General features: G+C 71.7%; 25 protein-coding genes and 1 pseudogene. 8 read left to right on the top strand and 18 right to left on the bottom strand.

Annotation, left to right across the window (positions count from 1 at the left end):
* Positions 1-12 precede the first annotated feature (12 nt).
* Positions 13-1,416, top strand: coding sequence for an MFS transporter (locus QF030_RS38770; protein WP_307167246.1), 1,404 nt, complete (start codon positions 13-15; stop codon positions 1,414-1,416).
* Here the strand turns inward: QF030_RS38770 and QF030_RS38765 are convergent.
* The 3 genes from QF030_RS38765 to QF030_RS38755 all read right to left on the bottom strand — a co-directional run bounded on the left by QF030_RS38765 (position 1,413) and on the right by QF030_RS38755 (position 3,201).
* Positions 1,413-1,748, bottom strand: coding sequence for a hypothetical protein (locus tag QF030_RS38765; protein WP_307167245.1), 336 nt, complete (start codon positions 1,746-1,748; stop codon positions 1,413-1,415). The two genes, QF030_RS38770 and QF030_RS38765, sit on opposite strands and share 4 nt — an antisense overlap.
* Positions 1,724-1,945 carry a hypothetical protein gene (locus QF030_RS38760; protein ID WP_307167244.1) on the bottom strand — a complete coding sequence of 74 codons (222 nt, stop codon included), beginning with the start codon at positions 1,943-1,945 and terminating at the stop codon, positions 1,724-1,726. The genes QF030_RS38765 and QF030_RS38760 overlap by 25 nt, the downstream gene beginning before the upstream one ends.
* 65 nt (positions 1,946-2,010) lie before the next feature.
* Positions 2,011-3,201 carry a PP2C family protein-serine/threonine phosphatase gene (locus QF030_RS38755; RefSeq protein ID WP_307167243.1) on the bottom strand — a complete coding sequence of 397 codons (1,191 nt, stop codon included), beginning with the start codon at positions 3,199-3,201 and terminating at the stop codon, positions 2,011-2,013.
* A gap of 341 nt (positions 3,202-3,542) precedes the next feature.
* On the opposite strand from QF030_RS38755, the gene QF030_RS38750 reads away from it, so the two are divergent.
* On the top strand, positions 3,543-4,070 hold the full coding sequence (locus QF030_RS38750; RefSeq protein WP_307167242.1) for a DUF1062 domain-containing protein: 528 nt from the start codon (positions 3,543-3,545) through the stop codon (positions 4,068-4,070).
* Positions 4,071-4,449: 379 nt separating this feature from the next.
* On the opposite strand, the gene QF030_RS38745 is transcribed toward QF030_RS38750, so the two are convergent.
* The 11 genes from QF030_RS38745 to QF030_RS38695 all read right to left on the bottom strand — a co-directional run bounded on the left by QF030_RS38745 (position 4,450) and on the right by QF030_RS38695 (position 14,843).
* Positions 4,450-4,818: a low affinity iron permease family protein gene (locus QF030_RS38745; RefSeq protein ID WP_307167241.1), complete on the bottom strand. Its 369-nt coding sequence runs from the start codon at positions 4,816-4,818 to the stop codon at positions 4,450-4,452.
* Positions 4,819-4,835: 17 nt separating this feature from the next.
* The gene (locus QF030_RS38740; RefSeq protein ID WP_307167240.1) at positions 4,836-5,258 is read right to left on the bottom strand and encodes a hypothetical protein; all 423 of its coding nucleotides are present in this window, start codon (positions 5,256-5,258) and stop codon (positions 4,836-4,838) included.
* 100 nt (positions 5,259-5,358) lie between these two features.
* Positions 5,359-6,210 (bottom strand): RNA polymerase sigma factor SigF, encoded by an 852-nt coding sequence (locus QF030_RS38735; protein ID WP_307167239.1) that lies wholly within the window; start codon positions 6,208-6,210, stop codon positions 5,359-5,361.
* A gap of 142 nt (positions 6,211-6,352) precedes the next feature.
* Positions 6,353-6,733: a VOC family protein gene (locus QF030_RS38730; RefSeq protein ID WP_307167238.1), complete on the bottom strand. Its 381-nt coding sequence runs from the start codon at positions 6,731-6,733 to the stop codon at positions 6,353-6,355.
* A 209-nt stretch (positions 6,734-6,942) separates the two neighbouring features.
* A complete protein-coding gene (locus tag QF030_RS38725; RefSeq protein WP_307167237.1) occupies positions 6,943-7,329 on the bottom strand; it encodes a gas vesicle structural protein GvpA in 387 nt (128 codons plus the stop codon).
* A 146-nt stretch (positions 7,330-7,475) separates the two neighbouring features.
* The gene (locus tag QF030_RS38720) at positions 7,476-7,946 is read right to left on the bottom strand and encodes a GNAT family N-acetyltransferase (RefSeq protein ID WP_307167236.1); all 471 of its coding nucleotides are present in this window, start codon (positions 7,944-7,946) and stop codon (positions 7,476-7,478) included.
* Positions 7,947-8,132: 186 nt separating this feature from the next.
* Positions 8,133-8,978: a carbohydrate ABC transporter permease gene (locus QF030_RS38715; RefSeq protein WP_307167235.1), complete on the bottom strand. Its 846-nt coding sequence runs from the start codon at positions 8,976-8,978 to the stop codon at positions 8,133-8,135.
* A complete protein-coding gene (locus QF030_RS38710; RefSeq protein WP_307167234.1) occupies positions 8,975-10,333 on the bottom strand; it encodes an ABC transporter permease subunit in 1,359 nt (452 codons plus the stop codon). The genes QF030_RS38715 and QF030_RS38710 overlap by 4 nt, the downstream gene beginning before the upstream one ends.
* A 5-nt stretch (positions 10,334-10,338) precedes the next feature.
* Positions 10,339-11,667, bottom strand: coding sequence for an ABC transporter substrate-binding protein (locus tag QF030_RS38705; RefSeq protein ID WP_307167233.1), 1,329 nt, complete (start codon positions 11,665-11,667; stop codon positions 10,339-10,341).
* Positions 11,668-11,719: 52 nt separating this feature from the next.
* A complete protein-coding gene (locus tag QF030_RS38700; RefSeq protein WP_373428871.1) occupies positions 11,720-13,414 on the bottom strand; it encodes a glycoside hydrolase family 13 protein in 1,695 nt (564 codons plus the stop codon).
* 160 nt (positions 13,415-13,574) lie between these two features.
* Complete coding sequence (locus tag QF030_RS38695; RefSeq protein ID WP_307167232.1) at positions 13,575-14,843, bottom strand: ABC transporter substrate-binding protein; 1,269 nt, start codon at positions 14,841-14,843, stop codon at positions 13,575-13,577.
* 124 nt (positions 14,844-14,967) lie between these two features.
* On the opposite strand from QF030_RS38695, the gene QF030_RS38690 reads away from it, so the two are divergent.
* From QF030_RS38690 to QF030_RS38670, 5 genes are all read left to right on the top strand, one after another.
* On the top strand, positions 14,968-15,483 hold the full coding sequence (locus QF030_RS38690; protein ID WP_307167231.1) for a PadR family transcriptional regulator: 516 nt from the start codon (positions 14,968-14,970) through the stop codon (positions 15,481-15,483).
* Entirely contained in the window at positions 15,480-16,229 is a 750-nt protein-coding gene (locus QF030_RS38685) for an ABC transporter ATP-binding protein (protein WP_307167230.1), read from the top strand. Before QF030_RS38690 ends, QF030_RS38685 begins: the two co-directional genes overlap by 4 nt.
* A 2-nt stretch (positions 16,230-16,231) precedes the next feature.
* The gene (locus QF030_RS38680; RefSeq protein WP_307167229.1) at positions 16,232-18,526 is read left to right on the top strand and encodes an ABC transporter permease; all 2,295 of its coding nucleotides are present in this window, start codon (positions 16,232-16,234) and stop codon (positions 18,524-18,526) included.
* An 83-nt stretch (positions 18,527-18,609) separates the two neighbouring features.
* The gene (locus tag QF030_RS38675; RefSeq protein ID WP_307167228.1) at positions 18,610-19,146 is read left to right on the top strand and encodes a hypothetical protein; all 537 of its coding nucleotides are present in this window, start codon (positions 18,610-18,612) and stop codon (positions 19,144-19,146) included.
* Positions 19,147-19,284: 138 nt separating this feature from the next.
* A complete protein-coding gene (locus tag QF030_RS38670) occupies positions 19,285-19,632 on the top strand; it encodes a hypothetical protein (protein WP_307167842.1) in 348 nt (115 codons plus the stop codon).
* Between the two features lie 25 nt (positions 19,633-19,657).
* On the opposite strand, the pseudogene QF030_RS38665 reads toward QF030_RS38670, so the two are convergent.
* From QF030_RS38665 to QF030_RS38650, 4 genes and pseudogenes are all read right to left on the bottom strand, one after another.
* A pseudogene (locus tag QF030_RS38665) lies at positions 19,658-20,126 on the bottom strand (TetR/AcrR family transcriptional regulator); the annotation flags it as partial.
* Positions 20,127-20,150: 24 nt separating this feature from the next.
* Positions 20,151-20,966: a DUF427 domain-containing protein gene (locus tag QF030_RS38660; protein WP_307167227.1), complete on the bottom strand. Its 816-nt coding sequence runs from the start codon at positions 20,964-20,966 to the stop codon at positions 20,151-20,153.
* 60 nt (positions 20,967-21,026) lie between these two features.
* A complete protein-coding gene (locus QF030_RS38655) occupies positions 21,027-22,535 on the bottom strand; it encodes a glycoside hydrolase family 43 protein (RefSeq protein ID WP_307167226.1) in 1,509 nt (502 codons plus the stop codon).
* Between the two features lie 83 nt (positions 22,536-22,618).
* Positions 22,619-24,103, bottom strand: coding sequence for an MFS transporter (locus QF030_RS38650; RefSeq protein WP_307167225.1), 1,485 nt, complete (start codon positions 24,101-24,103; stop codon positions 22,619-22,621).
* A gap of 248 nt (positions 24,104-24,351) precedes the next feature.
* Between QF030_RS38650 and QF030_RS38645 the strand changes: the two genes are divergently transcribed.
* Positions 24,352-24,975, top strand: coding sequence for a TetR/AcrR family transcriptional regulator (locus QF030_RS38645; protein ID WP_307167224.1), 624 nt, complete (start codon positions 24,352-24,354; stop codon positions 24,973-24,975).
* Positions 24,976-25,167: the final 192 nt, after the last annotated feature.

Below are 25,167 nucleotides of genomic sequence, written 5' to 3'. Positions count from 1 at the left end.
GGGGGACCTCCCGTGCTCACCACAACCCTGGCCTCTCCACCCTCCCCGCTGAGCGCGCGCCGGCGCTGGACGGTGCTGGTCGTCTGCGCGCTCAGTATGTTCCTGGTGGGTGTGGACACCACCATCGTCAACGTGGGCCTGCCCGAGATCGGGTACGGCCTCGACGTGGACACCCGCGGTCTGGAGTGGGTCGTCAACGCCTACACCGTGGTCCTGGCCAGTCTGCTCATCGTCTCGGGCTCGCTGGCGGACCGCTTCGGACGCCGCCGCGTCTTCCGGTGCGGACTGCTCGTCTTCGGCATGGCCTCCCTCGCCTGCGCCCTCGCCCCGTCGCTCGGCGCGCTCGTGGCCGCCCGGGCCGTCCAGGGGGTCGGTGCCTCCATGCTGAGTCCGGTGGCCCTGGCGATCGTGGTGAACGCGATGCCCGACCCGCGGGAACGGGCCCGGGCGATCGGCGTGTGGGCGTCGGTCTTCGGGCTCAGCATGGCCGTGGGCCCGGTCACCGGCGGCGCGCTCATCGCCGCGTTCGGCTGGCGTTCGGTGTTCTGGATCAACGCTCCCGTCGTCGTCGCCGCCCTCGTGCTGGTCGCCATGTTCGTGCCGGAGTCCCGGGCACAGCGCGCCCGGCCCCTCGACCTGCCCGGCCAAGCGCTCCTCACCGTGATCCTCGGCCTCGTCGTCGGCGTTCTCATAGACGGACCCGGCATCGGCTGGACCTCGCCCGCCGCGCTCACCGGCTGCACCCTGATCGCGGCGGCGACGGCAGGGTTCGTCCTGGCCGAGCGGCGCCGCGGCGAACCCCTGATGGATCTCGCCCTCTTCCGCCGGCCGCCGTTCGCCACGGCCGTTCTCGGCGCCGTGGCGGTCTTCGTCGCGCTGAACATGACCCTGCTGCTCAGTACGCTCTACCTCCAGCACACCCGCGGCTGGACACCGCTCGCGAGCGGTGCCGCGACCCTGCCCATGGCACTCGGGGCCACCGTCTGCGCGCCCTGGTCCGGCGCCCTGGTCGGGCGCCTCGGACCGCGACGCCCGCTCGTCCTCGCCGGCGCCTTCACCGCGGCCGGCGGTCTGAGCCTGATGAACCTGGGCCAGGACACCAGCGTGCCGCTGATCCTTCTCGCCCACCTGCTGATCGGCGTCGGGTTCGGCTTCGCCAACGCCCCCCTCACCAACACGGCGGTCAGCGGTCTCCCGCTCGCCCGGGCCGGCGTGGCAGGGGCGATCACCTCCACCGCGCGCCAGGTCGGTGCGGCGGTCGGCATCGCCCTCGCCGGCGCCCTCGTCGCGGGCGCCGGCCCCAGCGGCCTCGCCGCCGCGTCGCGTCCAGGATGGCTGCTCGTGGCGGCCTGCGGGCTGTTCCTGTTCGTCGTGGCGCGGGCCTCACAGCCGACGGCCCGCGACGCGCCCCGCTAGCTGTACCGACCCGTGAGCTCGGGGACGCCGAAACCGGCGTCCCGCTCCGTCCCAGGGGCAGCTGCGGTCGGCGTGACCGCGCCGTCCCGCGTACCGCGCAAGGCCACCCGCGCTCCCGGTGAACCGGCGCCGCCCGGCCGTATCAGCCGCTCCATCCAGTCGACGCCCTCCTCGGCGTCCGAACCGGCCGCCACGGGTTCCGGGACCTTCCTGTCTGCGACCACCAGCACCGGCCGCTCGACCCCTTCGGCGTCCCGCGCCGTACCCGTGCCGACCCACTGGTCCCCGTACGCCCCCGCCCGCGTCTTCACGGCACGGCCCTCGAAGGGCATGAGGAGAGCCGCGCCCGAGCGGTCGTCGATCGTCGGATCGGTGAAACCGTCGAGGACCAGGGTGCGCGGGCGCCGTACCTGTTGTCGAGCAGGTCGGTCAGAACCTGCGGGTCCAGACCGCCGGGCAGATACATGGAGCCGTCCTCCGGGCCGAGCTGGGCCGGCAGGTCGTCGGCGGTCGTCCGGGTGAGCTCCATGGCGGCCGGTGAAGCGCACCGCGCTGACAACGGGACGTGCCCGGACGGACCGGGTCACTGGCCGCTCATCCCCGTGCGTCGGGCCCGGTCTGCTCCGGTCGGCGTTTGCCGTGCCAGTCCAGTATCAGGACCGTGGCGTCGTCCTTGAGGTTGTCGTGGCAGGCGTCGAGCACCGCGGCGGTAAGGCTGCGGACGGCTTCACGCGGGTGCAGTGCGCGGGTGTCGTAGATGACCGAGGCCAGGTCGACGGCGGCGGCACCGCGGTCCTGCATTCCGTCGGTGAGCAGGACCAGGCGGTCTCCGGGAAGCAATTGCAGTTCCTGTACGCGGTAGGCGGTGGGTGCCGCCACTCCGAAGGGCAGGTTGGCGGAGAGTCTGACCTCCTCGACGGTGCCGTCGCGCAGCCGCAGCGGACGCGGGTGGCCGGCGTTGACCAGCTCGCACAGGCCTGTTTCGAGCTTGACGCAGATCAGCTGCCCCGTGGCCAGGCCGCGATTGTGGCTGAGCATGGCCTCGTGGGCATGGTGGGCCTGCTTGAGGGCGTCGCAGCCGCTGCGGCGCGCCCGGCGCAGCGCGCCGACCAGCAGGGTGGCCAGCAGGGCCGAGTTCGTGTCGTGGCCCATGGCGTCGGTGATGGACAGGTGCAGGGTGTCACGGTCGAGGGTGTAGTCGTACGTGTCGCCGCCGATGTCGTCCGCCGGGACCAGCCCGGCGGCGAGGGTGAACTGGGCCGCCTCGCAGCAGGGCGCCGAGGGAAGCAGCTGGTGCTGGATCTCCGCGGCCAGGCTGGTCTCGGTGGTGCGCCGGCCCAGGTGGTACAGATCGGTGAAGCGACGGTCCGTGACGATGATGTAGGCCAGTGCGTGTGCCGCGTCGCGGACCTGCTGCAGCACGGTGTCGTCGGCGGACTGGAGGGTCGCTTCCAGGACGCCGATGCAGTCACCGCGGTTGGTGACCGGTGTGATGACGCGCCGTCCGCCCTGGCCGTCCGGTTCCACCAGCTGGCGCTGACTCCGCAGAACGTCGTCGTAGACGCTGCCGTGCAGGTCTATCGGCTCGTCATCGTCCGGGGCCTCGCCGCCGAACGCGGCAAGCCGCACCAGACGCTGACCGATGAGGTCGACGAACAGGAAGGACACACGCTCCGCACCGAACCGCTTCTGCAGATCGTGCGCCACGACGTCGACGGACTCACCGGGCGGCGCCGCCTCCGCGGCGGTGAGCAACTCGCCCAGTTCCAGGTCTCCACCCTTCACGACAACCTCCTATCGGTTGCCGCAACTTCTTCCCCGAGTCTCCGCAACCTCACCTGGTGGGCTCATTTTGCCTGGTCAATGCTGTGGACCAGAGAACGGAACCACTCCCTACCGGCGTTGAGCCCGACGGCGCGCGCCGGAAAAACCGGTGGAGCGACGCCGCTGCGAGCCGCTACCTTGCTGCCGAACCGAGCTGCCGAGGCAAGGACGTGCCGTTGTACACCGTGTGAGACCTCCCGAGCGCTGTGTGTCGCGCGTCGCGCATCTGCGTGCCGCGCTCCTTTCTGCTGCGGTCTTCTCACTGGAACCGGTGTACTTCTGTGTTCGAAAACTGGGTGGTCATGCCCACCTGCCTGCCGGCGGTTCTCCGCCGTTGCCCCGCGTGCTCGTCCGGCCGCTTCCGGGCGAACGGTAAATTTCGCGTCAACGCGAACCACAAGCTCCTCGATGCCTGGCTCCTCGTGCTCTGCACCGCTTGCGGGGACACGGCGAAGCTCACGGTCCTGGAGCGGATGAACGTGCGCTCCGTACGACCTGAACTGCTGGACCGGATGCACGGCAACGACCCCGGCCTGGCGGCCGAGTTGCTTCTGGACCCGGTTCTGCGGCGCCGTAACCGCATCGCCCTCGACTGGGGCGACGCCTGGCGCCTCGACACCGGCGGCTCGGATCACCTGGATCAGGAGGTGATCGACGTCTCGGTCCGCTTCGCGGCGCGGATCCCTGTCCGGCCGGTACGGCTGATCGCCGAAGGGTGCGGCCTCTCGCGGGCCGAGGTCGGGCGACTGATCACGGAGGGGAGCCTCGTTTCGGCGGTCCGGCTGAGCGGCAGGCTCTCCGGCGACTTCACCTTCACGCTCAAGCGCTGAGCCCTCCTCGGGACCTCGGGCCCGTCCGGCACGATCCGCCGGACGGGCCCTCCCGCCTGCCCGGCAGGCGGGGGTCCCAGTGGCTCGGCCGTGCAGTGAGCGGTAGGCCGCGACCGCGCCGGGGTGCGGTGCGATGCCGCCCGTCCGATCGGGCTGCCGGCATCGAGAAACGGCGTGCCGACCGCGTCGCCGGGAACGGGCGCGCTCGCCCGCACGACCAGCAGGCGGGTCGGCGCGTCGGCCACTCGCCCTCGCCTCCGCCTGCTTCTTCGGGTTCGCGGGCATCGACAGGCTCGCGACCACCACGCCGAAGCGGGTCCCCCCGAGCCCTAGCCCGAGCCGGCGCCCCCGGTGGGCCGGCAGCCGGAACCGGCCGGGGTCAGGTCTGCTTCTCCATCCGGATGGCCTGGCGGAGTTCCTCGCTCGCCGCTCCCGGTTCCTTCCGCTGGATCTCCAGCAGTGCGGCGGCGATGGCGTCGAGCTTGCGCTGGATGGCGTGCTCGGCCCGCCGTTCGGAGTTCTTGAGCAGGGCCAGGAGCAGCAGCGAGACGGCGGACATCGCCTCGCCCACCAGCAGGAGCCACGGCGTGGGCAACTTCAGCGCGTGCGCGGTGATCGCGGCGGCCACCAGGACGAGGCACACACCGAAGAAGGCGGGCGAGCTGGTGAAGTTCGAGGCGTGTTCGGCCAGGCGGGTGAACCGGCCGGGCCGGTCGCCGTCACGGTGTGCGGGGTGCTGAGGTGCCATCAGGTCACCAGCGGTCTTCACGAGACCGGCGGGTCGGCAGGAGCCCCCAGGGCCCAGCCGGAGACGTCGCCCAGCCGTCCACGCCACAGCGGAGCGGTCGCGGTCCCGGGCACGGACAGGAACGTCACGTCGACGAGGTGGATGAAGGCGTGCAGCCCGTCGCCCGTTCCCGGCTCGGACGCGGCCTCCTTCACGGCGGCCCGGACGGTGTGCGCCAGGTGTGCCATGTGGTCGGCCGTGTCTTCCGCCCCGGTGGCCGTCGACACCACGTCCTCCCACCGGTCGGCCCAGGCGCGGGATCCGACCAGGTTCCCCGCGACGATCCCACCGGGCGTGGTCAGGCAGATCTTGAGGGTGGCCTCGGGCTGCGCGTCGACCAGCCGCAGCAGGATCTCCAGATGCGCGTCGATAGGCGGGAGCGCGGCACCGTGTTGGCTCACCACATGTCCTCTCTGCATACATGCCCGGGCCACGGGTGTCGGTTCCCTGGGTGCTGGTTCCACGGGTGTGGGTTCCACGGGTGTCGGTTCCGTGCGCGCTTCACTGGGTGGTGAGCATGCCCTTGCGCAGGCGCTTCAGGGTGCCGGACAGCAGGCGGGACACGTGCATCTGCGAGCAGCCGAGCCGTTCGCCGATCTGTGCCTGGGTCAGCTCTTCGACGAACCGCCAGTGGAGGATGCTCCGTTCACGCTCGTCGAGCTGGGCAAGCAGGGGCGCCAGCGCGTGGAAGTCCTCCACCAGTTCCATGGCCGCGTCGTCGCACCCGATGAAGTCCGCCAGTGCTGTCTCGCCGTCGGGGCCGCCCCCGATGGTGGCGTCCAGCGAGGCGGAGTTGTAGCCGTTGGAGGCGAGCCGGGCCTCGATGACCTCCTCCTCGGTCAGGTCCATCAGTTCCGCCAGCTCCTTGACCGTGGGAGTCCGGCCCATACGGCTCTGGAGCTCCTCGGTGGCCTTCGCCAGTTGCACGCGCGCCTCCTGCAGGCGGCGCGGCACGTGTACGGACCAGGAGGTGTCCCGGAAGAAACGCTTGATCTCGCCAACGATGTACGGGATGGCGAAGGAGGTGAACTCCACCTCCCGGGATATCTCGAACCGGTCGATGGCCTTGATCAGCCCGATGACGCCGACCTGGACGATGTCCTCCATCCCGTCCGCGCCGCCCCGGTTGCGGAACCGGCCGGCCGCGAAGCGGACCAGGGACATGTTCATCTCGATCAGGGTGTTGCGCGCGTACTGGTGCTCGGGCGTGCCTTCCTCGAGCACTGCCAGCTTCGCGAAGAACAGCTTGGACAGGGTGCGGGCGTCCTTGGGCGCCATCTTTCCCGGTTCGGGGATCTCCGGCAGTCTCCCTGTCGCCAGATCCTTGTCCGTCTGCGCGATCGTCGCTGTCATCTGTGATCTCCCCACCCTGCCGGTGCCCTGCGTACGAGCTGATGTGGCCGCGTCTACCCCGCCATCCTCAGAGCATGCACCTGCCGGTGTTCGGATTCTTCCCGGTCGGCGAACCGTCCGCCGGAGAACCTCGCCTGCTGCGTCAGAGTGTCTTGATCCGGGCCTTGAGCAGACAGAACTCGTTGCCTTCGGGGTCGGCCAGGACGTGCCACGACTCGTTCCCCGTCTGGCCGACGTCGGCCGGACGGGCACCGAGCTCGAGAAGTCGTCCGAGCTCGGCGTCCTGGTCGCGGTCGGTGGCGCTGACGTCGATGTGCAGCCGGGTCGCCCCCTTCTCGGGCTCGTCCCTGCGGCTGAGGAAGATCGTCGGCTGCGGACCGCCGAACCCTTCGCGCGGGCCGATCTCCATGGAGCCGTCGTCCTCGCGACCGAGCACGACGAAGTCCAGGACCGCGCACCAGAAGCGTGCCAGGGCCTCCGGATCGCGACAACCGAGCACGAGCTCACTGATACGACACGCCATGGACGGGAACCTGCTCTCGGCCTGGGGAACCGGCAGCACGGCCGCACGCGAACGTCATGGCCGCCGGCAGCGAAAACGACCTCGCGACCGTATCGGACCGGGCGAGCGCGGGCGTAGTGATTTCTGGGCTGCCCTGTTCGGCCGGGCGGGCGGGCCATCGGGCACTGCGTCGGGAAGCCGACGTCGTGACAGGGTCTCTGGGCACCGCTTCAGCGTGCGGGCGGTGTGCCCCGACGCCGCCGGCCCTCGTCCCGGGCCTGCTGATAGGCACTGAAGATCGTTTCCGCGGCCCCGGACAACGCCCCCTTGGTCTTGCCGCGGGCGCCGGACTCGGTGATCTTCTCCGTGAGTTCCATGAGTCCGGCCGGTTTACGCGGGCCCGACTCCAGGTCGAGACGGTTGCACGCCTCGGCGAAGCGCAGGTAGGTGTCGACGCTGGCGACGACGATCCGTATGTCGATCTTGAGGATTTCGATGCCGACGACGGAGACGCGCACGAAGGCGTCGATCACCAGCCCGCGGTCGAGAATCAGTTCCAGAACGTCGTAGAGGCCGCTGGAACCGCCCCCGCCGCCCTGCTGTGTCGCGACGGTCATGACGACCGACCCCCTCGGGCTCCGTCTCGGCCTGGTTCCTTCGGCGCTGTCCTCGCCGCGACGCAGGCTCTCTGTGCGGGTTGCCCAACGGCCCACGGCCAAACACCTGTACGACTGCGCGGTGAGGCGGGTCCGTCGGCGACCGCTCACATACCGGCGGCGGCGATGCCGTCGGGCCGGCCGTGGGAGCAGTTCCCTCCCGCGACCGCCCGGGGGATGCGCATCCGGCGCAGCAGATCCCGGGTGAGGCGGGTGTCGAGGGTGGTGCGCCAGGTGACGTCGGGGTGCCGGGAACGCAGGTGCGACAGCGCTCTGGTGCCCAACCCGCAGCTCCGGAACGGTTCGTCCAGGACAACGTCGGTGATCACGCCCTCGGCACACTCGTCGCACGCTCGGTAGGTGACCCGCCCGATCACCTTGCGGATGTGCACGAGGAGCAGACACTCCTCGCCCGCGCGGCCCTCCAAGGAAGAGGACGGCAGCAACTCGACGTCGCGGTAGGCCAGCAGCCTGCGGTGCCACCGTCCCCACCGTCGTCCGGTGCGCCGGTGCCTTCCCTCGGCCCGCCGTGGCGGGGCGACTTCCTGCGATCCGGGCCGGCCGTGCGCGTCGCTCATCGCATACGTCTGGTTTCCCTGCATTCCACCGCGTGTGCCCCTTCCCGCCGACCTCATGTCACCGAGCCGTCGACACATCACTCACGGCACGAGTCCGCCGGTGGGCGGCGCCGTTACGGGGGACGTCTCCGCGTGCGATGCGACGAGTCCCCCGTACGGTCGGCGCCAGCAGGTGGTGACCGGGACCTACTTCACGGACCCGGCCATGACCCCCTGCACGAAGTGCCGCTGGAAGGCGAAGAACACGGCCACCGGCACGATCAGGGACAGGAAGGCACCCGGCGCGAGCACGTCGATGTTGCTGCCGAACTGCCGTATCTGCGACTGAAGTTCGACGGTCAGAGGCTGCGACGAGCTGTCGGCGAACAGCAGCGCCACCAGCATGTCGTTCCACACCCACAGGAACTGGAAGATGGCCAGGCTCGCCAGGGCGGGCCGTCCCACCGGCAGCACCAGCCGGGTGAAGATGCGCCACTCGTTGCCCCCGTCCATGCGGGCCGCCTCCAGCATCTCCCGCGGTATCTCGGCGAAGTAGTTCCGCAGCAGGAAGATCGCGAACGGCAGGCCGTAGGAGACGTGGAAGAGGACGACGCCGGGAATCGTGCCGAACAGCCCCAGTTGGCCGAAGAGTTTGGCCACGGGCAGCAGGCCGATCTGTACCGGCACCACCAGGAGCGCGACGACGAGCAGGAAGAGCGCGTCACGGCCGGGGAATTCCAGCCAGGCGAAGGCGTAGCCCGCCAGTGCGGCGATCGCCACCACCAGGAACGTCGTCGGCACCGAGATCAGCACCGTGTTCCAGAACGCCTGCGTCATCCCGGCGTTGCCGAGCAGCGACGTGTAGTTGTCGAACGACAGCTGCCCCGGGCTGGTGATCGCCGTCCACCAGCCGCCCTTGGCCGTGTCCTGCGCCGACCGCAGGGACGACACGAGCAGTCCGGCCAGCGGGGTGAGCCAGAGCAGTCCGATGACCACCAGGACGGCCTGCACCAGGCTGCTGCCGAGCCCGCGCCGGAGCGCACTGAGGTTCATCGCTGACTCCCTCGGAAACGACGGACGTTGAAGACCATGGCGGGGATCACCAGCAGCAGGAGCAGCACGCCGAGGGCACTGCCCAGCCCCTGGTCGTTGCCGCCGCCGAAGGACACCAGCCACATCTGGGTGGCCAGCACGGTGGCGTCCTCCTGCACCGGGCCGGGCGCGATGATGTAGACGAGGTCGAACACCTTCATCACGTTGATGACGAGCGTCACGAAGACCACCGTCAGCACGGGCGCCAGCAGCGGCACGGTGATCCGGCGGAACACCTGCCATTCGTTGGCGCCGTCCATCCGGGCCGCCTCGAGCGTGTCGCGCGGCAGGGTGGACAGGCCCGCCCCGATCAGCACCATCGCGAAGCCGGTCCAGATCCACAGGTAGGCGCCGATGATCGCCGGGGTGACCAGTGCAGGCCCGAGCCAGGAGACGCCGTCGTAGGGCTGGGCGAAGTTAGAGGCGGGGAGGGCGACGGTGTACGAGCCGGCCTCCAGGCCGGGGAAACGGAAGGAGCCGTCGGCCGAGGTGGTGGTGCTCGCGACGGTCCTCCCCTCGCGCACCGCCTCGACCTCCACCTTCGGCAGCCCGCTCTCCTGGCGGTCCACCGCCCCCCGCTTGCCTCCTCCGCCGGGGGTGAAGTCCAGGTAGACGACGCCCCGCAGTTCATCGGAGCCCGCTGGACGGGCGGCCGCCGTGGCGGCCGGTTCCGCGTCTGCCGGGAGTTCCCCGGGCGCCACGCCGACCAGGCCCAGAGCGACCGTGTCGCCGGGCGACACGGTCGTGCCCGTGCGGTACGAGCCGTCGGCGCCCTGGGTCAGGCCCTCGCCCTCACGGGCGCGGGCGGTCGGATAGCCGGCGGTGTCCTGGAAGGCGTCGTGGACGCCGACGGCCGCCGCGTTCAGGACGCCCTTGTCGGGGTCCTCGTCGTAGGCGAGCCGGAAGATGATGCCCGCGGCCAGGAAGGAGACGGCCATGGGCATGAAGAGCAGCAGTTTGAAGGCCGTGGCCCAGCGGACCTTCTCGACGAGCACGGCCAGGATCAGGCCCAGGCCGGTCAGCAGGGTCGGCGCCACGACCACCCAGACGGCGGTGTTGCGTACGGCTTTGAGGGTGGCCGGGTCGCGGAACATCTCGGTGTAGTTGTCGCCGCCCACGAACCGGGTGCCGGAGGCGTCGAAGAAGCTGCGGCCGACCGAGAACAGCACGGGGTAGACGACGAGGGCGCCGAGCAGGAGCAGCGCGGGGAGGACGAAGAGCAGGGCGACGGTCCTGCCCCGCCGCCGGGCCCGCCGCTTGCGGGCGACGGTCGCGGCGGCGGGTGGTGCGGTCGTCCGCGTCAGCGTGGCGGTCATCGCCGTCAGCCCTTGTAGGCCTTGGCCGCGGCGGTTTCCAGCTCGGCCGCGGTGGCCTTCGGGTCGGACGGGTCGCGCAGGAAGTCCTGGAGGATCTTCCACTCGCCGGCGCCCTTCGTCCCGCCGAACGCGGCCGGGGCCTGGTCGGACATGTCGAAGCGGACGGAGTCCCCGGCGGCGATGAGCGACTTGGCGGTGGTGCGGGTGACGTCGTCGCCGTAGGAGGCGAGGTCGAGCTTCTTGTTCGGGGAGAGGAAACCGCCCGTCCCGGCCCATACGGCTGCGGCCTCCGGGGTGGCCAGGTACTCCAGGAGCGCCATGCCGGCCTCGGTGTTCTTGCCGTCCTTGAGGACGACGGCCGCGTCGCCGCCGCTGACCACCGGCGCCTCGCCGGAGCCGACGGGCGGGAACGCGAAGAAGTCGGCGTCCTCGCCGATCTTGCGGCCGAACTGGTCCTTGGCGACGCCCGCGACGAAGTCGCCCTCGTAGACCATGCCCGCCTCGGGCTCGGGCCCGAAGACCTTCTCGACGGAGCCCGGGAAGTCGGTGTTGAGGGCGCCCTTCCGGCCGCCCGCGAGGAGCTGCTTGTCCTGGAAGAGCCTGCCGAGTGTGGTGAGGGCGTCGACCACGCTCCGGTCGGTCCACTTCAGTTCGTGGGCGGCCAGGGCGTCGTACTTCTCGGGTCCGGCCTGGGAGAGATAGACGTTCTCGAACCAGTCGGTGAGCGTCCAGCCGTCCTGGCCCGCCACGGAGAAGGCGGCGAGGCCCGAGTCGGAGACGGTCCGCCCGGCCTTCAGCATCTCGTCGTACGTCTTCGGCGGCTGTACGCCGGCCTGCTCGAGGGCCGCGGGGCTGTACCAGACGGTCGACTTGTGGGCGGCCTTGAAGTAGAGGCCGTACAGGGTGCCCTTGACGCTGCCGTAGTCCTTCCAGACGGTCGCGTAGTCGGCGACGACGGACTTCTGGGCGGCCGACGACAGGGGCTTGAGCCAGCCGTTCCCGGCGAACTGCTGGAGCACTCCGACCTGCGGGACCATCACCACGTCGGGGGCGTTGCCGCCCTCGATCTTGCTGCCGACGACGGTGGAGACGTTGTCGCCGGTGGAGACGAACTGGGTCTTGGCGCCGGTCTTCTCGGTGAACGCGTCCAGCACCTTCTGGAAGTTCTTCTGTTCGGCGCCGGACCAGACACCGGCCACGGTGACCGTCTGGCCGCCCAGCGCCTTGTCGCCGCCGCCCGCGGAGACGGGCCCGCCTCCTCCGCAGGCGGTCGTGCCGAGTGCCAGGACGAGGGCGGTGCAGCCGGTGAGCAGGGGGGTACGTCGTCGCATCATCGTTGATGTCCGTTCGGAGAAGGGGATCTGACGGGAGGGGCGTGGAGTGTGCTCAGGAGTCGGTGTCGTCACCGATCCACCAGGCGGCCGTGGAACCGGGGAGCTCCCCGGCCCGGCAGGGGCCGCTGGACAGCAGGGGGATGCCGGGAACGGGCGCCGGGGCGGGGGCCGTTCCGAAGTTGACGGCGCAGACCAGGCCGTCGCCGCGGGCGAAGGCGAGGACACCGGGCTGGGCGTCCAGCCAGCGCAGCGTGCCCTCGCCCAGCTGCGGCAGAGTGGCGCGCAGATGGAGGCCGTCGCGGTACAGGTGCCAGAAGGAGCGGGTGTCGGCGAGGGCGCGGTCGGTGGCGTACTCGGCGAAGTACTCGGGCTGCGGCAGCCAGGGTTTGGTGCCGTCGACGCCGGAGGTGAAGCCGAACGGTGAGGCCTGTCCGGACCACGGCAGCGGTACCCGGCAGCCGTCGCGGATGCGGGCGCGGCTGCCGGTGCGGCGGAAGATCGGGTCGGTGAGCACGTCGTCGGGCAGGTCGACGACCTCGGGCAGGCCCAGCTCCTCGCCCTGGTAGATGTAGGCGGCGCCGGGCAGCGCCAGCAACAGCAGGGCGGCGGCGCGGGCGCGGGCGGCGCCGAGGCCGCTGCCTTCCACGGCCGGCTCGCCGTACCGGGTGACCGTGCGGACCTGGTCGTGGTTGTTGAGGACCCAGGTGACGGTCGACCCCGTTCCCGCGATGTCCTGCATGGCCTCGGTGATGACCTTGCGGAAGGCGTCGGCGTCCCAGGAGGCGCTCAGCAGGTCGAAGAAGAAGGCCTGGTGCAGTTCGTCGGGGCGGACGTACAGCGCGTGTTCGCGGGCCGTCGGGACCGAGACCTCGCCGACCAGGAGCCGCTCGCGGCCGTCGTGCGCCGTGTACTCCTCGCACACGGCCCGCCAGCGCCGCCACACGTCGTGCACCTCGGGCTGGTTCCAGGCGAGGGGGTTGACGGAGTCGCGGGTGCGGGCGTCGGCCTCGGGGTCCGGCGAGTCGGGCAGCTCCGGGTGTTTGAAGAGGCCGGCGGCGACATCGATGCGGAAACCGTCGACGCCCCGGTCCAGCCAGAACCGCAGCGCACGGTCGAAGTACGCGCCGACCTCGGCGTCGCGCCAGTTCCAGTCGGGCTGTTCCGGCGTGAACATGTGCAGGTACCACTGGCCCGGGCGGCCGTCGGCCTCGGACACCCGGCTCCAGGCCGGCCCGCCGAACATGGCGTGCCAGTTGTTGGGCGGCTCGGCGCCGTCCGCTCCTCGCCCGTCGGCGAAGTGGAAGCGGGCCCGTGCGGCGCTGCCCGGCGCCGACGCCAGCGCCTCCTGGAACCAGGGGTGCTCGCTGGAGCAGTGGTTGGGGACGATGTCGAGCAGCACCTTGACGCCCAGCCGCCGGGCGGCCGCCACCAGCCGGTCGAACTCGGCGAGGTCGCCGAAGAGCGGGTCGACGTCGCAGTAGTCGGCGACGTCGTAGCCGTGGTCGGCCTGCGGGGAGGGGTAGAAGGGGCTCAGCCAGATGCCGTCGACGCCCAGCTTCTTCAGGTACGGCAGTCCGGCGCGCACCCCGGCGAGATCGCCGACGCCGTCGCCGGTGCTGTCCAGGAAGCTGCGGACGTACACCTGGTAGATCACTGCGTCACGCCACCAGTGGTGCGTGGCGATGCGCGTGTCGATGTGCTGGAAGCTCACCCGTTGGCCTGTCTGTGCGGGCTGACTGTTATGCATGCATGTTATGTAGGCGTTTCACGGAGGTGTCAACGAACAGGCAGCAGTCATCTGACAGGCAGGGGAGGCGAACATGGACTTACTATGAAAAATCGACCTCGGTTGATACGCCGACGTTACCTAACACGTAAGTAGGCGAGGTCGTGCCGATCGGGCGGAGTCAGCCGCGGCGGGAGATGTCCGCCAGCTCCCGGGCGAGCCGCCGCGCCGCCGCGTCGGGCGTCGAGCGCCCGGCCATCGCGTCGTGCACGACCGCCTGCACCACCATGCTGACCTGGTCGTAACGAGGGCTCTTGGGCCGCGGTGCGGCCGTCAGGACGCTCGCGCGCAGGGTCGGCAGGTACGGGAACCGGCGCACCAGTTCCGGGTCCTCGTACAGATCCGCGCGTACGGGCGGCAGCGCGCCCCGGGTGAGCACCTGACGCTGGACGCCCTCGCTGGTGAGGTGAGCGATCAGCCGCGCGGCGGTGTCGGCGTGCTCGGCGTGGGCGTTGACGGCCAGGTTGGAGCCGCCGAGCACGCTGGTGCCCGGCCCGTCGCGTCCCGGCAGCGGTACGGCGCCGACCCTGCCGGCGAGCGGGGAGCCCGCGGCGGAGGCGCTGACGTAGGCGTAGGGCCAGTTGCGCAGGAAGAGCAGGTGCCCGTCCTGGAAGGCCTGCCGGGACTCCTCCTCGGTGTAGGTCAGGGCCTTCCTCGGCACCCATCCGTCGCGGACGCCGCGCGCGAGGAACCCGATGCCCTCGCGGGCGGCCGAGTCGACGGTCACGCGATCGCCCTCGTCGCCGAGGATCGTGCCGCCCGCCGAGTACACCGCCTCGGCCGCGTTGACGGTGAGCCCCTCGTAGGGCAGGAACTGCCCCGCGTAGCCGTCGAGTCCGTGCCGGGGCGCGACGGTCTTCGCGGCCCGTTCCAGTTCGGCCCAGGTGCGGGGCGGTGGGACGCCTTCCGCGGCGAGGACGTCCTTGCGGTAGAGGAGCAACCCGGCGTTGGTGACGTACGGGACGGCGTACAGCCGGCCGTCGTACGTCGCCGTGTCCACGACCGGCCGCAGGAAGCTGCCCAGCGGGAAGCGGTCCCGCGGCAGCGGGCGGATCCAGCCGGCGGCGGCGAACTCCGAGGTCCAGGCGACGTCGATGTTGAGGACGTCGAACCGGCTGCGTGTGCCGCCGCGCAGATCGGTGATCATCTGGGCGCGGGTCTCGTCCGCCGAGTCCGGCAGTTCGACGAGGGTGACCTTCTCGCCGGGATGGGCGCGGTTCCAGCCCTCGAGCAGCGGACCCAGGTAGCCGGTGAGGTCGCCGGCGGTGGCGAGGGTGAGCGGTCCGCGGCCCTCCGGGCCGCCGGCCGCCCGGGCGCCGGACGCGCCGTACCCGGCCAGGACGACGGCGAGAACGAGGAGGCCCCTACCGGCGGCACGTATCCACCGCATAGGTTCCTCCCAGTACACCGGCGCCGGGCACCCTCGCCCGGAGTCAGAGGCTATGTATACCCGTTAGGTATGGGCGATACTAGGGCCTGGACCACAATACGAGGCTGCGAGGAGGACAGCACGAGTGCGCCTGCCCCTCCTGGCCCTGCTGGCGCGCGGCCCGGCCCACGGCTACGAGCTCAAGCAGGACCTTGAGCGGCTGCTGGGCGCCGCGTACCCTCAGCCGAACATCGGCCAGATCTACGTGACTCTGAGCCGCCTCGAGAAGACGGGGCTGATCGAGGGCGAGGAGGTCGAGCAGTCGAGTCGGCCCAACAAGAAGATCTACCACCTCACCGACGCCGGGCAGGAAGCGCTGCGCGTCTGGTACGAGGAGACCTCGGACGAACCGCGGTTGCGGGACGAGTTCTTCATGAAGTTCGCGCTCGCCCCGCAGACCGGACTCGCCGACCAGATCGCCCTGATCAACAAGCAACGACGCCACTACCTGAACACCATGCGCACCCTGTCGAAGCTCGTCACGGGCGAGAACCGCGACAACCGGACGGCCCGGCTGCTCGTCGAGGGCGCCATGCTGCATCTGCAGGCCGACCTCGACTGGTTGGAGCGCTGCCAGGAAGAACTGGAGGAGCCGGAGTGAAGGACACCCCCACTCCTGCGCTGCGGGCCGAGAACCTCGTGAAGACCCACCACGGCGAAGGAGCGCCGGCCCATGCCGTACGGGGGGTCGACCTGTGCGTACGGCAGGGCGAGTTCGTCGCCGTCACCGGCCCGTCCGGCGCCGGGAAGTCGACGCTGCTGCATCTGCTCGGCGGCCTCCAGCGACCCGACAGCGGCAGCATCTGGCTGGACGGCGTGTGCACGGACGACTACAGCGAAGCTCAGTGGGCCGTGGCGCGCCGGCGCCGGATCGGCGTCGTCTTCCAGTTCTTCAACCTGGTCTCGAACCTGTCCGTCGCCGACAACGTCGAGCTGCCCGCGCTGCTGGCCGGGGTCTCCCCCAAGCGGGCCCGCGCGGAGCGGCAGGAACTGCTGGCCGAGCTGGGCCTGACGGGCAAGGAGCGGAGCATGCCCGGCGAGCTGTCCGGCGGTGAGCAGCAGCGGGTGGCCCTGGCCCGGGCCCTGGTGAACCATCCGCCCCTGCTCCTCGCGGACGAGCCGGCCGGCAGCCTGGACAGCAAGGGCACCCGCGAGGTGACCCGGCTGCTGTCCCGGTTCCACCAGCGCGGCCAGACGATCCTCCTGGTCACCCATGACGCGCGTATGGCGAGCACCGCGGACCGGGTGATCAGCTTCTTCGACGGCCGGATCGCCGACGACGCGGCGCTCGACGGCTCGCCGTCCCCCGGCAAGGGGATATCCGCGGTACTGGAACTGAAGGACTGACCGTGCGAGCCACCTTGCGCTGGGCGCACTCGGACCTGCGGACGCATCGCGGCGAGGCACTGTTCCTCGTGCTCGCCACCGTCGGGGTCGTCGCCTCCCTGCTGCTGGCGTCGGCGCTCTTCGGATATGCGACGAACCCCTGGGAGCGGGTCTTCACCCAGTCCCGGGGCGCACACGTGTCGATCCACACCGGCCCCTCGGCCGAGGCGGCCGGGCTCGCCGGGCTGGACGGCGTCGAGTCCGTCGCCGGTCCCTACCCCACCGCTTCCACCACGGTCGCCTCCCGCGGCGCCCGCGCCTCCGTCGAGCTGCGCGGCAGCACCGGACTTCCCGCGGTAGGACGTCCCCTGCTCGTCTCCGGCGACTGGCTCGACCCGGCGGCGCCCGACGGTGTGGTGCTGGAGAGCAGCCTCGCCCGGGCGCTGCTGGCCGAGCCCGGGGACCTGCTCACCCTGCCCGGCGGCGCCGGGACGCTGAGCGTCCTCGGCGTCGCCGACAGCCCCGAGCCGCGCTACCGCCAGGGTGAGCGGCCGGGACTGGTCTGGGCGCTGCCGTCCGCCGTGCCGCGCGCCGGCTCCGACCGCGGCCAGGTGATCGGGCTGCGCCTGACGGATCCCGGGGACACGGACTACGCCGTCCAGCGCGCCGTCACCGTGCTGGGCGCCGGCTCCGTGCGGGAGGTCTCCACCTGGCAGCAGGCGCGGGCCGAGGCACAGGGCGACGACCGGCTGCTCGGCCAGATACTGGGCCTGTTCGGTCTGGGCGCGCTCGTCGCGGCGGGGCTCGCCGTGCACGGGGCCATCGGCACCCGTATCCGGGGTCATCTGCGGGACATATCGATCCTCAAGGCGATCGGATTCACTCCGGGCCAGGTGATGCGGGTCTTCCTGCTTCAGCATCTCGCCTACGCGCTGCTGGGCGCCGCGGCCGCGGCGGCGCTCACCCAGGCCCTGGGCAGCCGGCTGCCGGGGCGGCTGGGAGACGCGGTCGGGGTGTGGCAGGGACTGCCGGGACACGCGGCGACGCTCGTCGCGGTGCCGGTGGGGGCGGTGCTGTTCATCGGGGCGACCACCGGGCTCGCGGCCTGGCGGGCGGGGCGGGTGCCGCCGGTTCCGGTGCCCCGGACCGCCGCCCCCGCCGGCGGGCGTCTGTCGGGCGTGGCGCGCCGCGCGCTCGGTCTGCGGCTGCCGCCCGCGATGGTCCTCGGCTGGCACCGGGCGTTCACGCGCCGACCCCGCTCACTGGCCACGATCGCCCGCCTCGCGTTGCCGCTGACGCTGATCGTGGTGGCGATGAGCGCGTGGACGACCATCGACCGCTTCCACCGCAGTCCGGAGGAGATGGGGCTGGCCGCGGCGCTCACCGTCCGTGCCGACGACGGCCTGAGCGACGCCGCGACCCGCACGCTCCTGGAACAGCGTCCCGAGGTCGCCGCCGCCTATCCGGGCGTCGAGGTCGCGGCGCTGGTACCGGGCCAGACGGCGACGATCGCCCTCCGCGGCCTCGGCACCCGCACGGACCCGTACCCCTACACGCTGGCCGAGGGCCGCCCCGCGCGCGGTTCCGACGAGGCGGTGGCCGGGCAGGGACTGCTGGACCTCCTGGACGTCCGGGTGGGCGACTGGGTGCGGATGACCGTGAGCGGCCGGCCCCAGATCCTCCACCTGGTGGGGCGCAGCATCGAGCCGGAGAACGCCGGACGGGTCGTCTCCACGTCGCTCGACACCCTGCGGGAGAACGACGCGGGACTGCGGCCGACGCTGTACCAGGTCCGGCTGCGGGACGGCGCCGATCCGCACCGCGTCGCCGCGGAGCTGACCGCCGCGGCCGGGGGTGGCCGGCTGGACGTGCACACGGTGACGAACCCCGCCGACGGTCTGTCGCCCCTGCGCAGCGTCGTGGTCGGCCTGCTCGGCGTCCTCGCGCTCATCGGGCTCGTCGATCTGCTGACCTCGATCGGCGGCACGCTGCGCGAGGGCGAACGGGACCTGCTGGCCTTCAAGGCGATCGGCCTGTCACCACGGCAGATCAGCGCGATCACCGTCACGTCCACGGGTTGCTCCGTAGGGGCCGCGATCGCCGTCGCCATGGCACTGGGTCTCCCCCTCGCCCACTGGTTGATCGACGCCCAGGGCCGGTCCAGCGGCATCGGAGCCGGCATCGCGCAGGCTCCGTCCGCCGTCGCGCTGTCCGCGTTCGGCGCGGCGGCGTTGCTGGGCGCCCTGGCGCTCGCCGCGCTCCCCGCGACCCGCGCCTCCCGGCGCCGACCGGCGGACACGATGAGCGCGGTGGCGTAGCCCGCGGCAGGGGGCCGGACGCCTTTGAGGTCCCGCACTGCCGGGCATGACGTGTACCGGGTGGCTGACGAAGCGGGGGACGCATGCACGCCAGGGTCGAGGATCTGAGGGGACGCGCGCACGCGGGAGTCGCGTACCTGCTCCGGCACGGCGTGTCCCGCCGGGCGTGGGTGGTGGGGTCCGGTGCGGCGTACTGGCTCTGTGCTCTGGCGGGGGTCTGGTACCTCCTCCGGCAGGGGGCGACGCCCGGTCACGTCTTCGCGCTTCACCTGGTCTGTCTCGTCTTCGAAGCCCTCTCGGTGCTGGGGGTCCTGTGGCCCGGAGCGGCGGCCGGGTCGGCGCAGCTCGTGGACGATCACCAGAGCGTGACGGTGTCCGCCGCCTGCCTCAGCGGAGTCGTCCTCATACCCCCCGCCCTGTTCCCCCTGGGCGCACTGGGCCGGACCGGGCGCCCGATGGAGGCCGTGCTCGGTGCGGCGTCGGCGCTGCTGCTGGCCTCGTTCGCCGGCCTCGTCGCCGTGACGGCCCTCGCCCCGTCGGTCCGCACGAGCCACGAGGGAGCCGGCCCGCCGGACGGCCCGGACTGGCCCGACGCCGCGGACTTCGACCCGGGCGACTAGCGATCCGGGCCGGCCTCGCGCTCTTCCGTCGGTCCGCCCGGTGCCCGCACCTCTATCGCGTTGTGGGTTCAGGGGTGCCGCCATAAGGTCACCGGCATGTCTCTACGTCTTCGTATGCGCCAGGCACTGCCGGAAGCGATGCGCGCCCGTGACAAGGCCGCGGTGAGCGCTCTGCGCGCCACACTCGGTGCACTGGACAACGCCGAGGCGGTGCCCTTGGACGACGCGAAGCTCCGCGGCTCGGCCCTTGAGCAGTCGCCGGTCGGCGCCGGCGCCACCGAAGCGGCGCGGCGGGAGCTGAGCGAGCAGAGTGTGGTGGCTGTCGTCCGCGCCGAGGCCGACGAACGCCTCGAGGTCGCGGCGCAGTTGACCGCGCCCGCGCACGCCGACCGAGCCGCGCGGCTCCGCGCGGAGGCCGCCGTGCTGCTCCGCTTCCTGGAGTCGCCCGACGGCGTGACACCTTCTCAGGGACCCGTCACGGGGTGAACCGGCGACCGCGGTAGGGGCCGCCGCGGCTGCCCATGAAATGCAGCGCGTGATGGACCGGGTGGACCGAGAACCCGCCGGCCCGGAAAACGCCGATCATCGAGTCGAGGTACGCCATCACCGCGGGGGGCGGGGTGGTCCGCGCCTTCGTCCGCGACTCGATGACCGCGGGCGCCCACGGATGGCGCAGCAGCATGCCGCGGGCCGACAGCACCCGCCCGCGCACGGTGGACTTCCAGTCGCTGCCTTCGGCCGGTGGATCGATCTCGGCCATGAGGACGTCGATCATGCCGTCCAGCGACTCGTTCTTGTTGGCCACGTGCTTGTAGAGCGCCATCGGCACGACGCCGAGCGCCTGGGCGAGGTTGCGCATGCTCAGCGCGTCGACCCCGCCCTCGTCGGCCAGCGCGACGGCGGCACCGAGAACCCGCCTCCTGCTCAGCGGCGGGCGGGACTGCGCCGGTGACGCCCACCTTCGTCGTCATCTCCACCATCTCCGCTCCCGTTCGACGACGCCGTCAGTGCGCCGGGCGGGACAACAGGGTATGCGTGAAGGGGGTGACGGGGCGTTCGAGGCGTTCGCCGTCCACGGTGATGTCGACCGCCTCGCCGTAGAAGGCGAGCAGCTCGCCGATCACGGCCACGGCGGGCAGCGGGGCGGGATAGCTCCACACGACGTCGGAGGGCACGTCCGCCTCGCCCGTCCAGGACCAGTACACGGCGGTGCCCTTGTACGGGCAGCGGGTGCGGTGGCCGGTGGGGGTGAAGAGGTCGAGACGGACGTCCTCGCGGGGGAGGTAGTAGCGGGTGGGCAGGCCGGTCTCGAAGAGGAGGACCGGGCGGCGGGTGTCGGCGACGACCGTGCCGTCGATCTCGACCCGCACGTGTCGGCTGCTGGGCAGGGCGTCGACCCGTTTGTGCGGGTCGCGGGGGTGGACGAAGATCTCCTCCTCTTCTTCGTACCAGTGGTCGAGTCCGCTGCCCGTGCGCCGGAACCACTCGAAGGCGATGTACGCGGCCAGGTCCTCGGCGGGGAAGGTCCAGGCCGCGTTCTCCAGCAGCTCGCCGTCCGCTTCGAGGTCGTAGAACACCTGCGACCCCGTGTGGGCGTCGGCCGGCGGGTTCTTCGCCGGCCGCAGCAAATCCGTACGCACGTCCTCGCGCGGGAAGGCGTACAACGGCACCGGCACTCCGGGCTCCCAGACGAGAACGGGATGCCGGCTGTCGACGACGGTGCACCCGCCCTTGCGACCCCGGACCCAGCGCGGGCTGGGCTCCCAGAGGAGGCCTTCAGGAGTGGTACGGACGGATTCGGCGGTGCTGAGCTCGCTCATGTCGGATTCCTCCCTCGGAACCTCCGCTCGTCCTCCGCCTTCCCCGAAGGCGGAACGCTCTCACGGTCCGTCCAGTGCCCGCGGGTCGTCGGCTCCGCTGTAGGTGAACGACCGGAACACCACCTCCCCCTCGGAGCAGACGAGTCCGACCGTCCGGCCCGTCATGCCCGCGGCGACCTCGGTCGAGAAGTACCGGCCGTCGATACGGCCGAGCTCACGGAATCCGTCCGGGCCGGAAGTGCCGGCCACGACCTCGTCGGGCCCCATGTCGGTGCCGAAGGGCGTGGCGGCGCCGTGCGGTACGACGCGCAGTTCGAGGACCGTCTCCCCGGTGGCTGCGGCTTCGCCCAGGACCGCTTGCGCCGCGCCGATCCGGGCGACGGCACGCACCCGGCCGTCCGCCACTTCGACCCCTACGGCGTGCAAGGCGTCGATCCGCAGCTCCAGACCCCCGGATCCGCCGGATCGCCCGGGCGCCGCGGGTCCCCCGGCCTCTTCGTGCACCACCATCGCGGCCCGCGCCCGCAGGTAGAGGTGCTCCTGGCGGCGGCCCACGAAGGCCGGACCGTCCGTCGCGGTCAGTCGCCGACCGTGGTCCGCCGCCTTCAGCACGTCGGCCGGGAACCTCCCCGGCGCCACCCAGGACGGCGGCAGGGGCTGCCCTGCTTCCGTGAGGTGCTCGGTGAGCTCCGGAGCGGCGTCCGGCTGGATCGGTCCGGCGGTGCTGGGCCAGCCCTCGCTCCAGCGCACCTCGCAGGCGAAGGTCTCGCGGCCGAGCACATGCCACTCGGGGCTGCTGCCGCGCGGCCGCACGCCCAGGTAGACCATCGCCCACGTGCCGTCGGGACGCTCTACGAGGTCGGCGTGACCGGTGCTCTGGACCGGAGCGTCGCTGCCACGGGCGGTGAGGATCGGGTTGTCCGGGCACGCTTCGAAGGGCCCGGCCGGTGAGGGCCCCCGGGCGATGGTCACGGCGTGGCCGCGTTCGGTGCCGCCCTCGGCGACGATCAGATACCACAGCGCGCCGACGCGGTAGAGGTGGGGGCCTTCGGGGAACTTGCCGCCCGTCCCCTGCCACAGCCGCCGCCGTTCGGTGAGCAGGGCGCCGGTCCGCGGATCGAGTACGGCCTGCACGATCCCCTCGCCGAAGCGGGTCCAGGTCAGCAGGCAGGCGCCGTCGTCGTCCCAGGCGAGGTCGGGGTCGATGCCCGGCGCGTCGGGGATCCACACCGGCTCCGACCAGGGGCCGGCCGCGTCGTCGGCGGTGACCAGGAACATCCTCGGCTCGGCCGCCAGCAGGGTGCTGATCATCCAGAAGCGGCCGTCGTGATGACGAAGGGTGGGCGCCAGGACTCCGCCCGAGGCCGAGACCCCCTCCAGCGGCAGCTGCGACGGCCGGTCCAGCGCGTGGCCGATGTGCTCCCAGGTGCGCAGGTCGGTCGACCGGTGGATCGGCACGCCCGGCGCGTACTCGAAACTGGAGTTGGCGAGGTAGTACACGTCTCCCACACGGCAGACGCTGGGGTCGGGATGGAATCCGGGGATGACCGGACGGACGGGAAGCTGCACGACGGGACTCTCCGGTGGTCGGTCGGCGGCCGGGAGGAGTCGGCGGCCGGGAGGGCAGGGGCGGGGCGGGGCGCCCGGCCCGCTCAGACGGCCGTTTCGACCCCGGCCGCCGCGTCGTCGTTCTCGGGATCGCGCAGCGGCGGGATGAACAGGGAGAGCACGAGGGCCAGGAGGGTGACGAGGGCGCCGAGCCAGAACACCCAGGCGTAGCCGGCGTCCTGGTAGAAGGCGGTGCCGTCGACCACGGTGCTGTGGGCGCCGAGGAGGGCGTATGCGCCGGCGGTGACGATGGCGCCGAAGAGACTGATCAGCATGTTGAGCATGCCGCTGCCCAGCCCCTGTTCCTCGCGGGAGACGACGCCGACCACGAGCACCGGGGCCCCCGCCACCACGACACCGGCGCCGATGTTGGCGATGCAGGACGTCAGGGAGAGCTCCAGCTCGTCTCCGTGGAAGAAGCCGACGAGCGTGTATCCGAGGGCCATCACCGTCAGTCCCGCGATCCAGACCTTGCGGGGGTCGAGGCTGCGCAGGAAGCGGCTGACGAGAATGCCCGTCCCGAACATCACCAGGTTCCAGCTCACGCTGACCACGGCGTTGTGCTGCGCCGTCCATCCCAGGCCGGCCGAGACACCGGGGATGTGCGGGAAGAGGGCGAGCAGAATGGCCAGTCCCGGCATGGTGAACGCGACCGTCTGGGCGAGACCTCCGGCGGTGAGCGCCAGGGCCACCGCCCGGCGGCGCAGCACCCCCAGGTCGAGGATGGGGTGGGCACTGGCCCGTTCGACGAACAGGAACGCGATCAGGGCGGCGGCTCCGGCCCCGAGCCAGCCGAGCGTCCGGCCGTCCGTCCAGCCCCAGCTCGGGCCCTGGCCGACGGCGTAGATCACGGCGGTGAGACCGCCGCCGAGCACCAGACCGCCCACCCAGTCGAAGCCCGGGTCGAAGGCGTGGCGTGGCGTCTCCGGCACCAGCAGGGCGACCAGCAGGAACGCGACGGCCGTGGCGGCGGCGAGGAACCACAGCGCACCGCGGTAGCCCCACTGGTCGACGAGCCGGCCCGCGAGGAACGGAGTGCCCAGGGCGACCAGTCCGACGCTGCTGCCGATCATGCCGCTGGCCGACTTGACCAGCCGGCGCGGGAAGATGTCGCGCACCGCGGCGAAGGAGAGGGCGCCGAACGGGCCGTAGAACCCGGCGATCGCCCGCCCGACCAGCACCAGCCAGAAGTCCCCGGCCAGGGCGGCCAGCGCCTCCCCGCCCGCTCCCAGCGCCATCATGGCGAGCATGACGCGCTTCCTGCCGTACAGGTCGCCCAGTTTGATGGCGAACGGCGTCAGCAGGGTGGACACGAGGGTGAGCGTGAGCCCGAACCACGCCACCTGGGTGGTGTGGAAGCTCTGCGCGACGCTCGCGGTCGCGTTGGCGCCGAGGATTCCGCCCGCGGCCAGCAACTGGGTGGGCCAGGCGAGCGCGATCAGTATCGCGACCAGGCGGAGGTTCCAGCGTCCGCCGGCCTCGGCAGGGGGCGCGATGTCGAGCGAGGGGCTTGGCGACGTCGGTGTCATGCCAGCCCTCCTTTCACGGAGGTGCCGAAGGGAGTGAGAGCAGATGTGGGGGTGCGCGGAGGATCGAACCCGCCGTTGCACGTCGCTCACCGGGAGGTGACAGCGTGGCAATCCGTCGTCGCGTGACGTCGATGATGACCCGAACACCTAGTGCTTACTAGGTGTTGGGAGAGTGACCCATGTCACACGCCGACCGGTGCTCCCTGTCCGTCGCGGACGCCTCACGGCACCCCGGTACCGTTTCCTCCATGGCGACACCCAGGGGGCCGCGCGGCGGCTACACGGCAGGCCGGGCCCGGCGCACCCAGATCCTCGAGGCGGCTCTGCTGCGCTTCGGCCAGGACGGCTACCGCAAGACCTCTCTCGCCCGGATCGCCCGGGACGCCGAGATCACCGACGCCGGACTGCTGCACCACTTCCGCGACAAGCAGCAGCTCCTGCTGGCCGTGGTCGAGCACTGGCACGACCGCATGGACACCCAGTGGCAGCGCGTGTCGGAGTCGGTCCGGGACGCGTTCCGCTGCCATGTGGAGGACACCGCCGAGACGCTCACCATGCCAGGCATGGTGGAGCTCGCCGTGGTGGTCTCCGCCGAGGCGACCGCGCCGGACCATCCGGCCCACGACTTCTTCGCGCACTGGCAGGAGAAGGGCGTGAAGGAGCTCACGGAGCGACTGCGCGCCGGAAGCCGGCGCGGCGAGCTCCTGCCCGACCTGGACCACGACGGCATCGCCCGCGAATGCGCCGCCCTCGACGCCGGCCTGCGCCAGCAATGGCTCGCCTCCGGCCGCTCCTTCGACCTCATCCCGGTGATGCACGCTCACCTGGACCGTCTGATGCGCTGCATATCCGCCGACGGACAGGGGCTGTAGCAGCCCAGACCGAGCCCCCGCGCAACGACACGACGCAAGGCCGCACACCCCCGCGACGCAAGGCCGGTGCACCACACCGGCCTTGCGCGTGTCATGCCCTCGGCTGCTCGACAACTCCGACGCCGACGCCCGACCGCAACACCCGCACAGCCGCGCCCGCGCCCGCACACCCACAGGCTCTTGCCTGAACGC

It is taken from the genome of Streptomyces rishiriensis, from assembly GCF_030815485.1.
In the GTDB taxonomy this organism is placed as follows: domain Bacteria; phylum Actinomycetota; class Actinomycetes; order Streptomycetales; family Streptomycetaceae; genus Streptomyces; species Streptomyces rishiriensis_A.
This window is presented reverse-complemented; position numbering and strand designations above follow the sequence as displayed.

What these genes read in the sequence shown, in the direction of transcription:
- QF030_RS38735 (WP_307167239.1), bottom strand. Translation starts at nt 6,210, where the DNA reads ATGACAGCGACGATCGCGCAGACGGACAAGGATCTGGCGACAGGGAGA.
- QF030_RS38660 (WP_307167227.1), bottom strand. Translation starts at nt 20,966, where the DNA reads ATGAGCGAGCTCAGCACCGCCGAATCCGTCCGTACCACTCCTGAAGGC.
- QF030_RS38710 (WP_307167234.1), bottom strand. Translation starts at nt 10,333, where the DNA reads ATGACCGCCACGCTGACGCGGACGACCGCACCACCCGCCGCCGCGACC.
- QF030_RS38675 (WP_307167228.1), top strand. Translation starts at nt 18,610, where the DNA reads ATGCACGCCAGGGTCGAGGATCTGAGGGGACGCGCGCACGCGGGAGTC.
- QF030_RS38730 (WP_307167238.1), bottom strand. Translation starts at nt 6,733, where the DNA reads ATGGCGTGTCGTATCAGTGAGCTCGTGCTCGGTTGTCGCGATCCGGAG.
- QF030_RS38700 (WP_373428871.1), bottom strand. Translation starts at nt 13,414, where the DNA reads ATGCATAACAGTCAGCCCGCACAGACAGGCCAACGGGTGAGCTTCCAG.
- QF030_RS38705 (WP_307167233.1), bottom strand. Translation starts at nt 11,667, where the DNA reads ATGATGCGACGACGTACCCCCCTGCTCACCGGCTGCACCGCCCTCGTC.
- QF030_RS38760 (WP_307167244.1), bottom strand. Translation starts at nt 1,945, where the DNA reads ATGGAGCTCACCCGGACGACCGCCGACGACCTGCCGGCCCAGCTCGGC.
- QF030_RS38645 (WP_307167224.1), top strand. Translation starts at nt 24,352, where the DNA reads ATGGCGACACCCAGGGGGCCGCGCGGCGGCTACACGGCAGGCCGGGCC.
- QF030_RS38695 (WP_307167232.1), bottom strand. Translation starts at nt 14,843, where the DNA reads ATGCGGTGGATACGTGCCGCCGGTAGGGGCCTCCTCGTTCTCGCCGTC.
- QF030_RS38670 (WP_307167842.1), top strand. Translation starts at nt 19,285, where the DNA reads ATGCGCGCCCGTGACAAGGCCGCGGTGAGCGCTCTGCGCGCCACACTC.
- QF030_RS38650 (WP_307167225.1), bottom strand. Translation starts at nt 24,103, where the DNA reads ATGACACCGACGTCGCCAAGCCCCTCGCTCGACATCGCGCCCCCTGCC.
- QF030_RS38720 (WP_307167236.1), bottom strand. Translation starts at nt 7,946, where the DNA reads ATGAGCGACGCGCACGGCCGGCCCGGATCGCAGGAAGTCGCCCCGCCA.
- QF030_RS38725 (WP_307167237.1), bottom strand. Translation starts at nt 7,329, where the DNA reads ATGACCGTCGCGACACAGCAGGGCGGCGGGGGCGGTTCCAGCGGCCTC.
- QF030_RS38750 (WP_307167242.1), top strand. Translation starts at nt 3,543, where the DNA reads ATGCCCACCTGCCTGCCGGCGGTTCTCCGCCGTTGCCCCGCGTGCTCG.
- QF030_RS38765 (WP_307167245.1), bottom strand. Translation starts at nt 1,748, where the DNA reads ATGCCCTTCGAGGGCCGTGCCGTGAAGACGCGGGCGGGGGCGTACGGG.
- QF030_RS38715 (WP_307167235.1), bottom strand. Translation starts at nt 8,978, where the DNA reads ATGAACCTCAGTGCGCTCCGGCGCGGGCTCGGCAGCAGCCTGGTGCAG.
- QF030_RS38745 (WP_307167241.1), bottom strand. Translation starts at nt 4,818, where the DNA reads ATGGCACCTCAGCACCCCGCACACCGTGACGGCGACCGGCCCGGCCGG.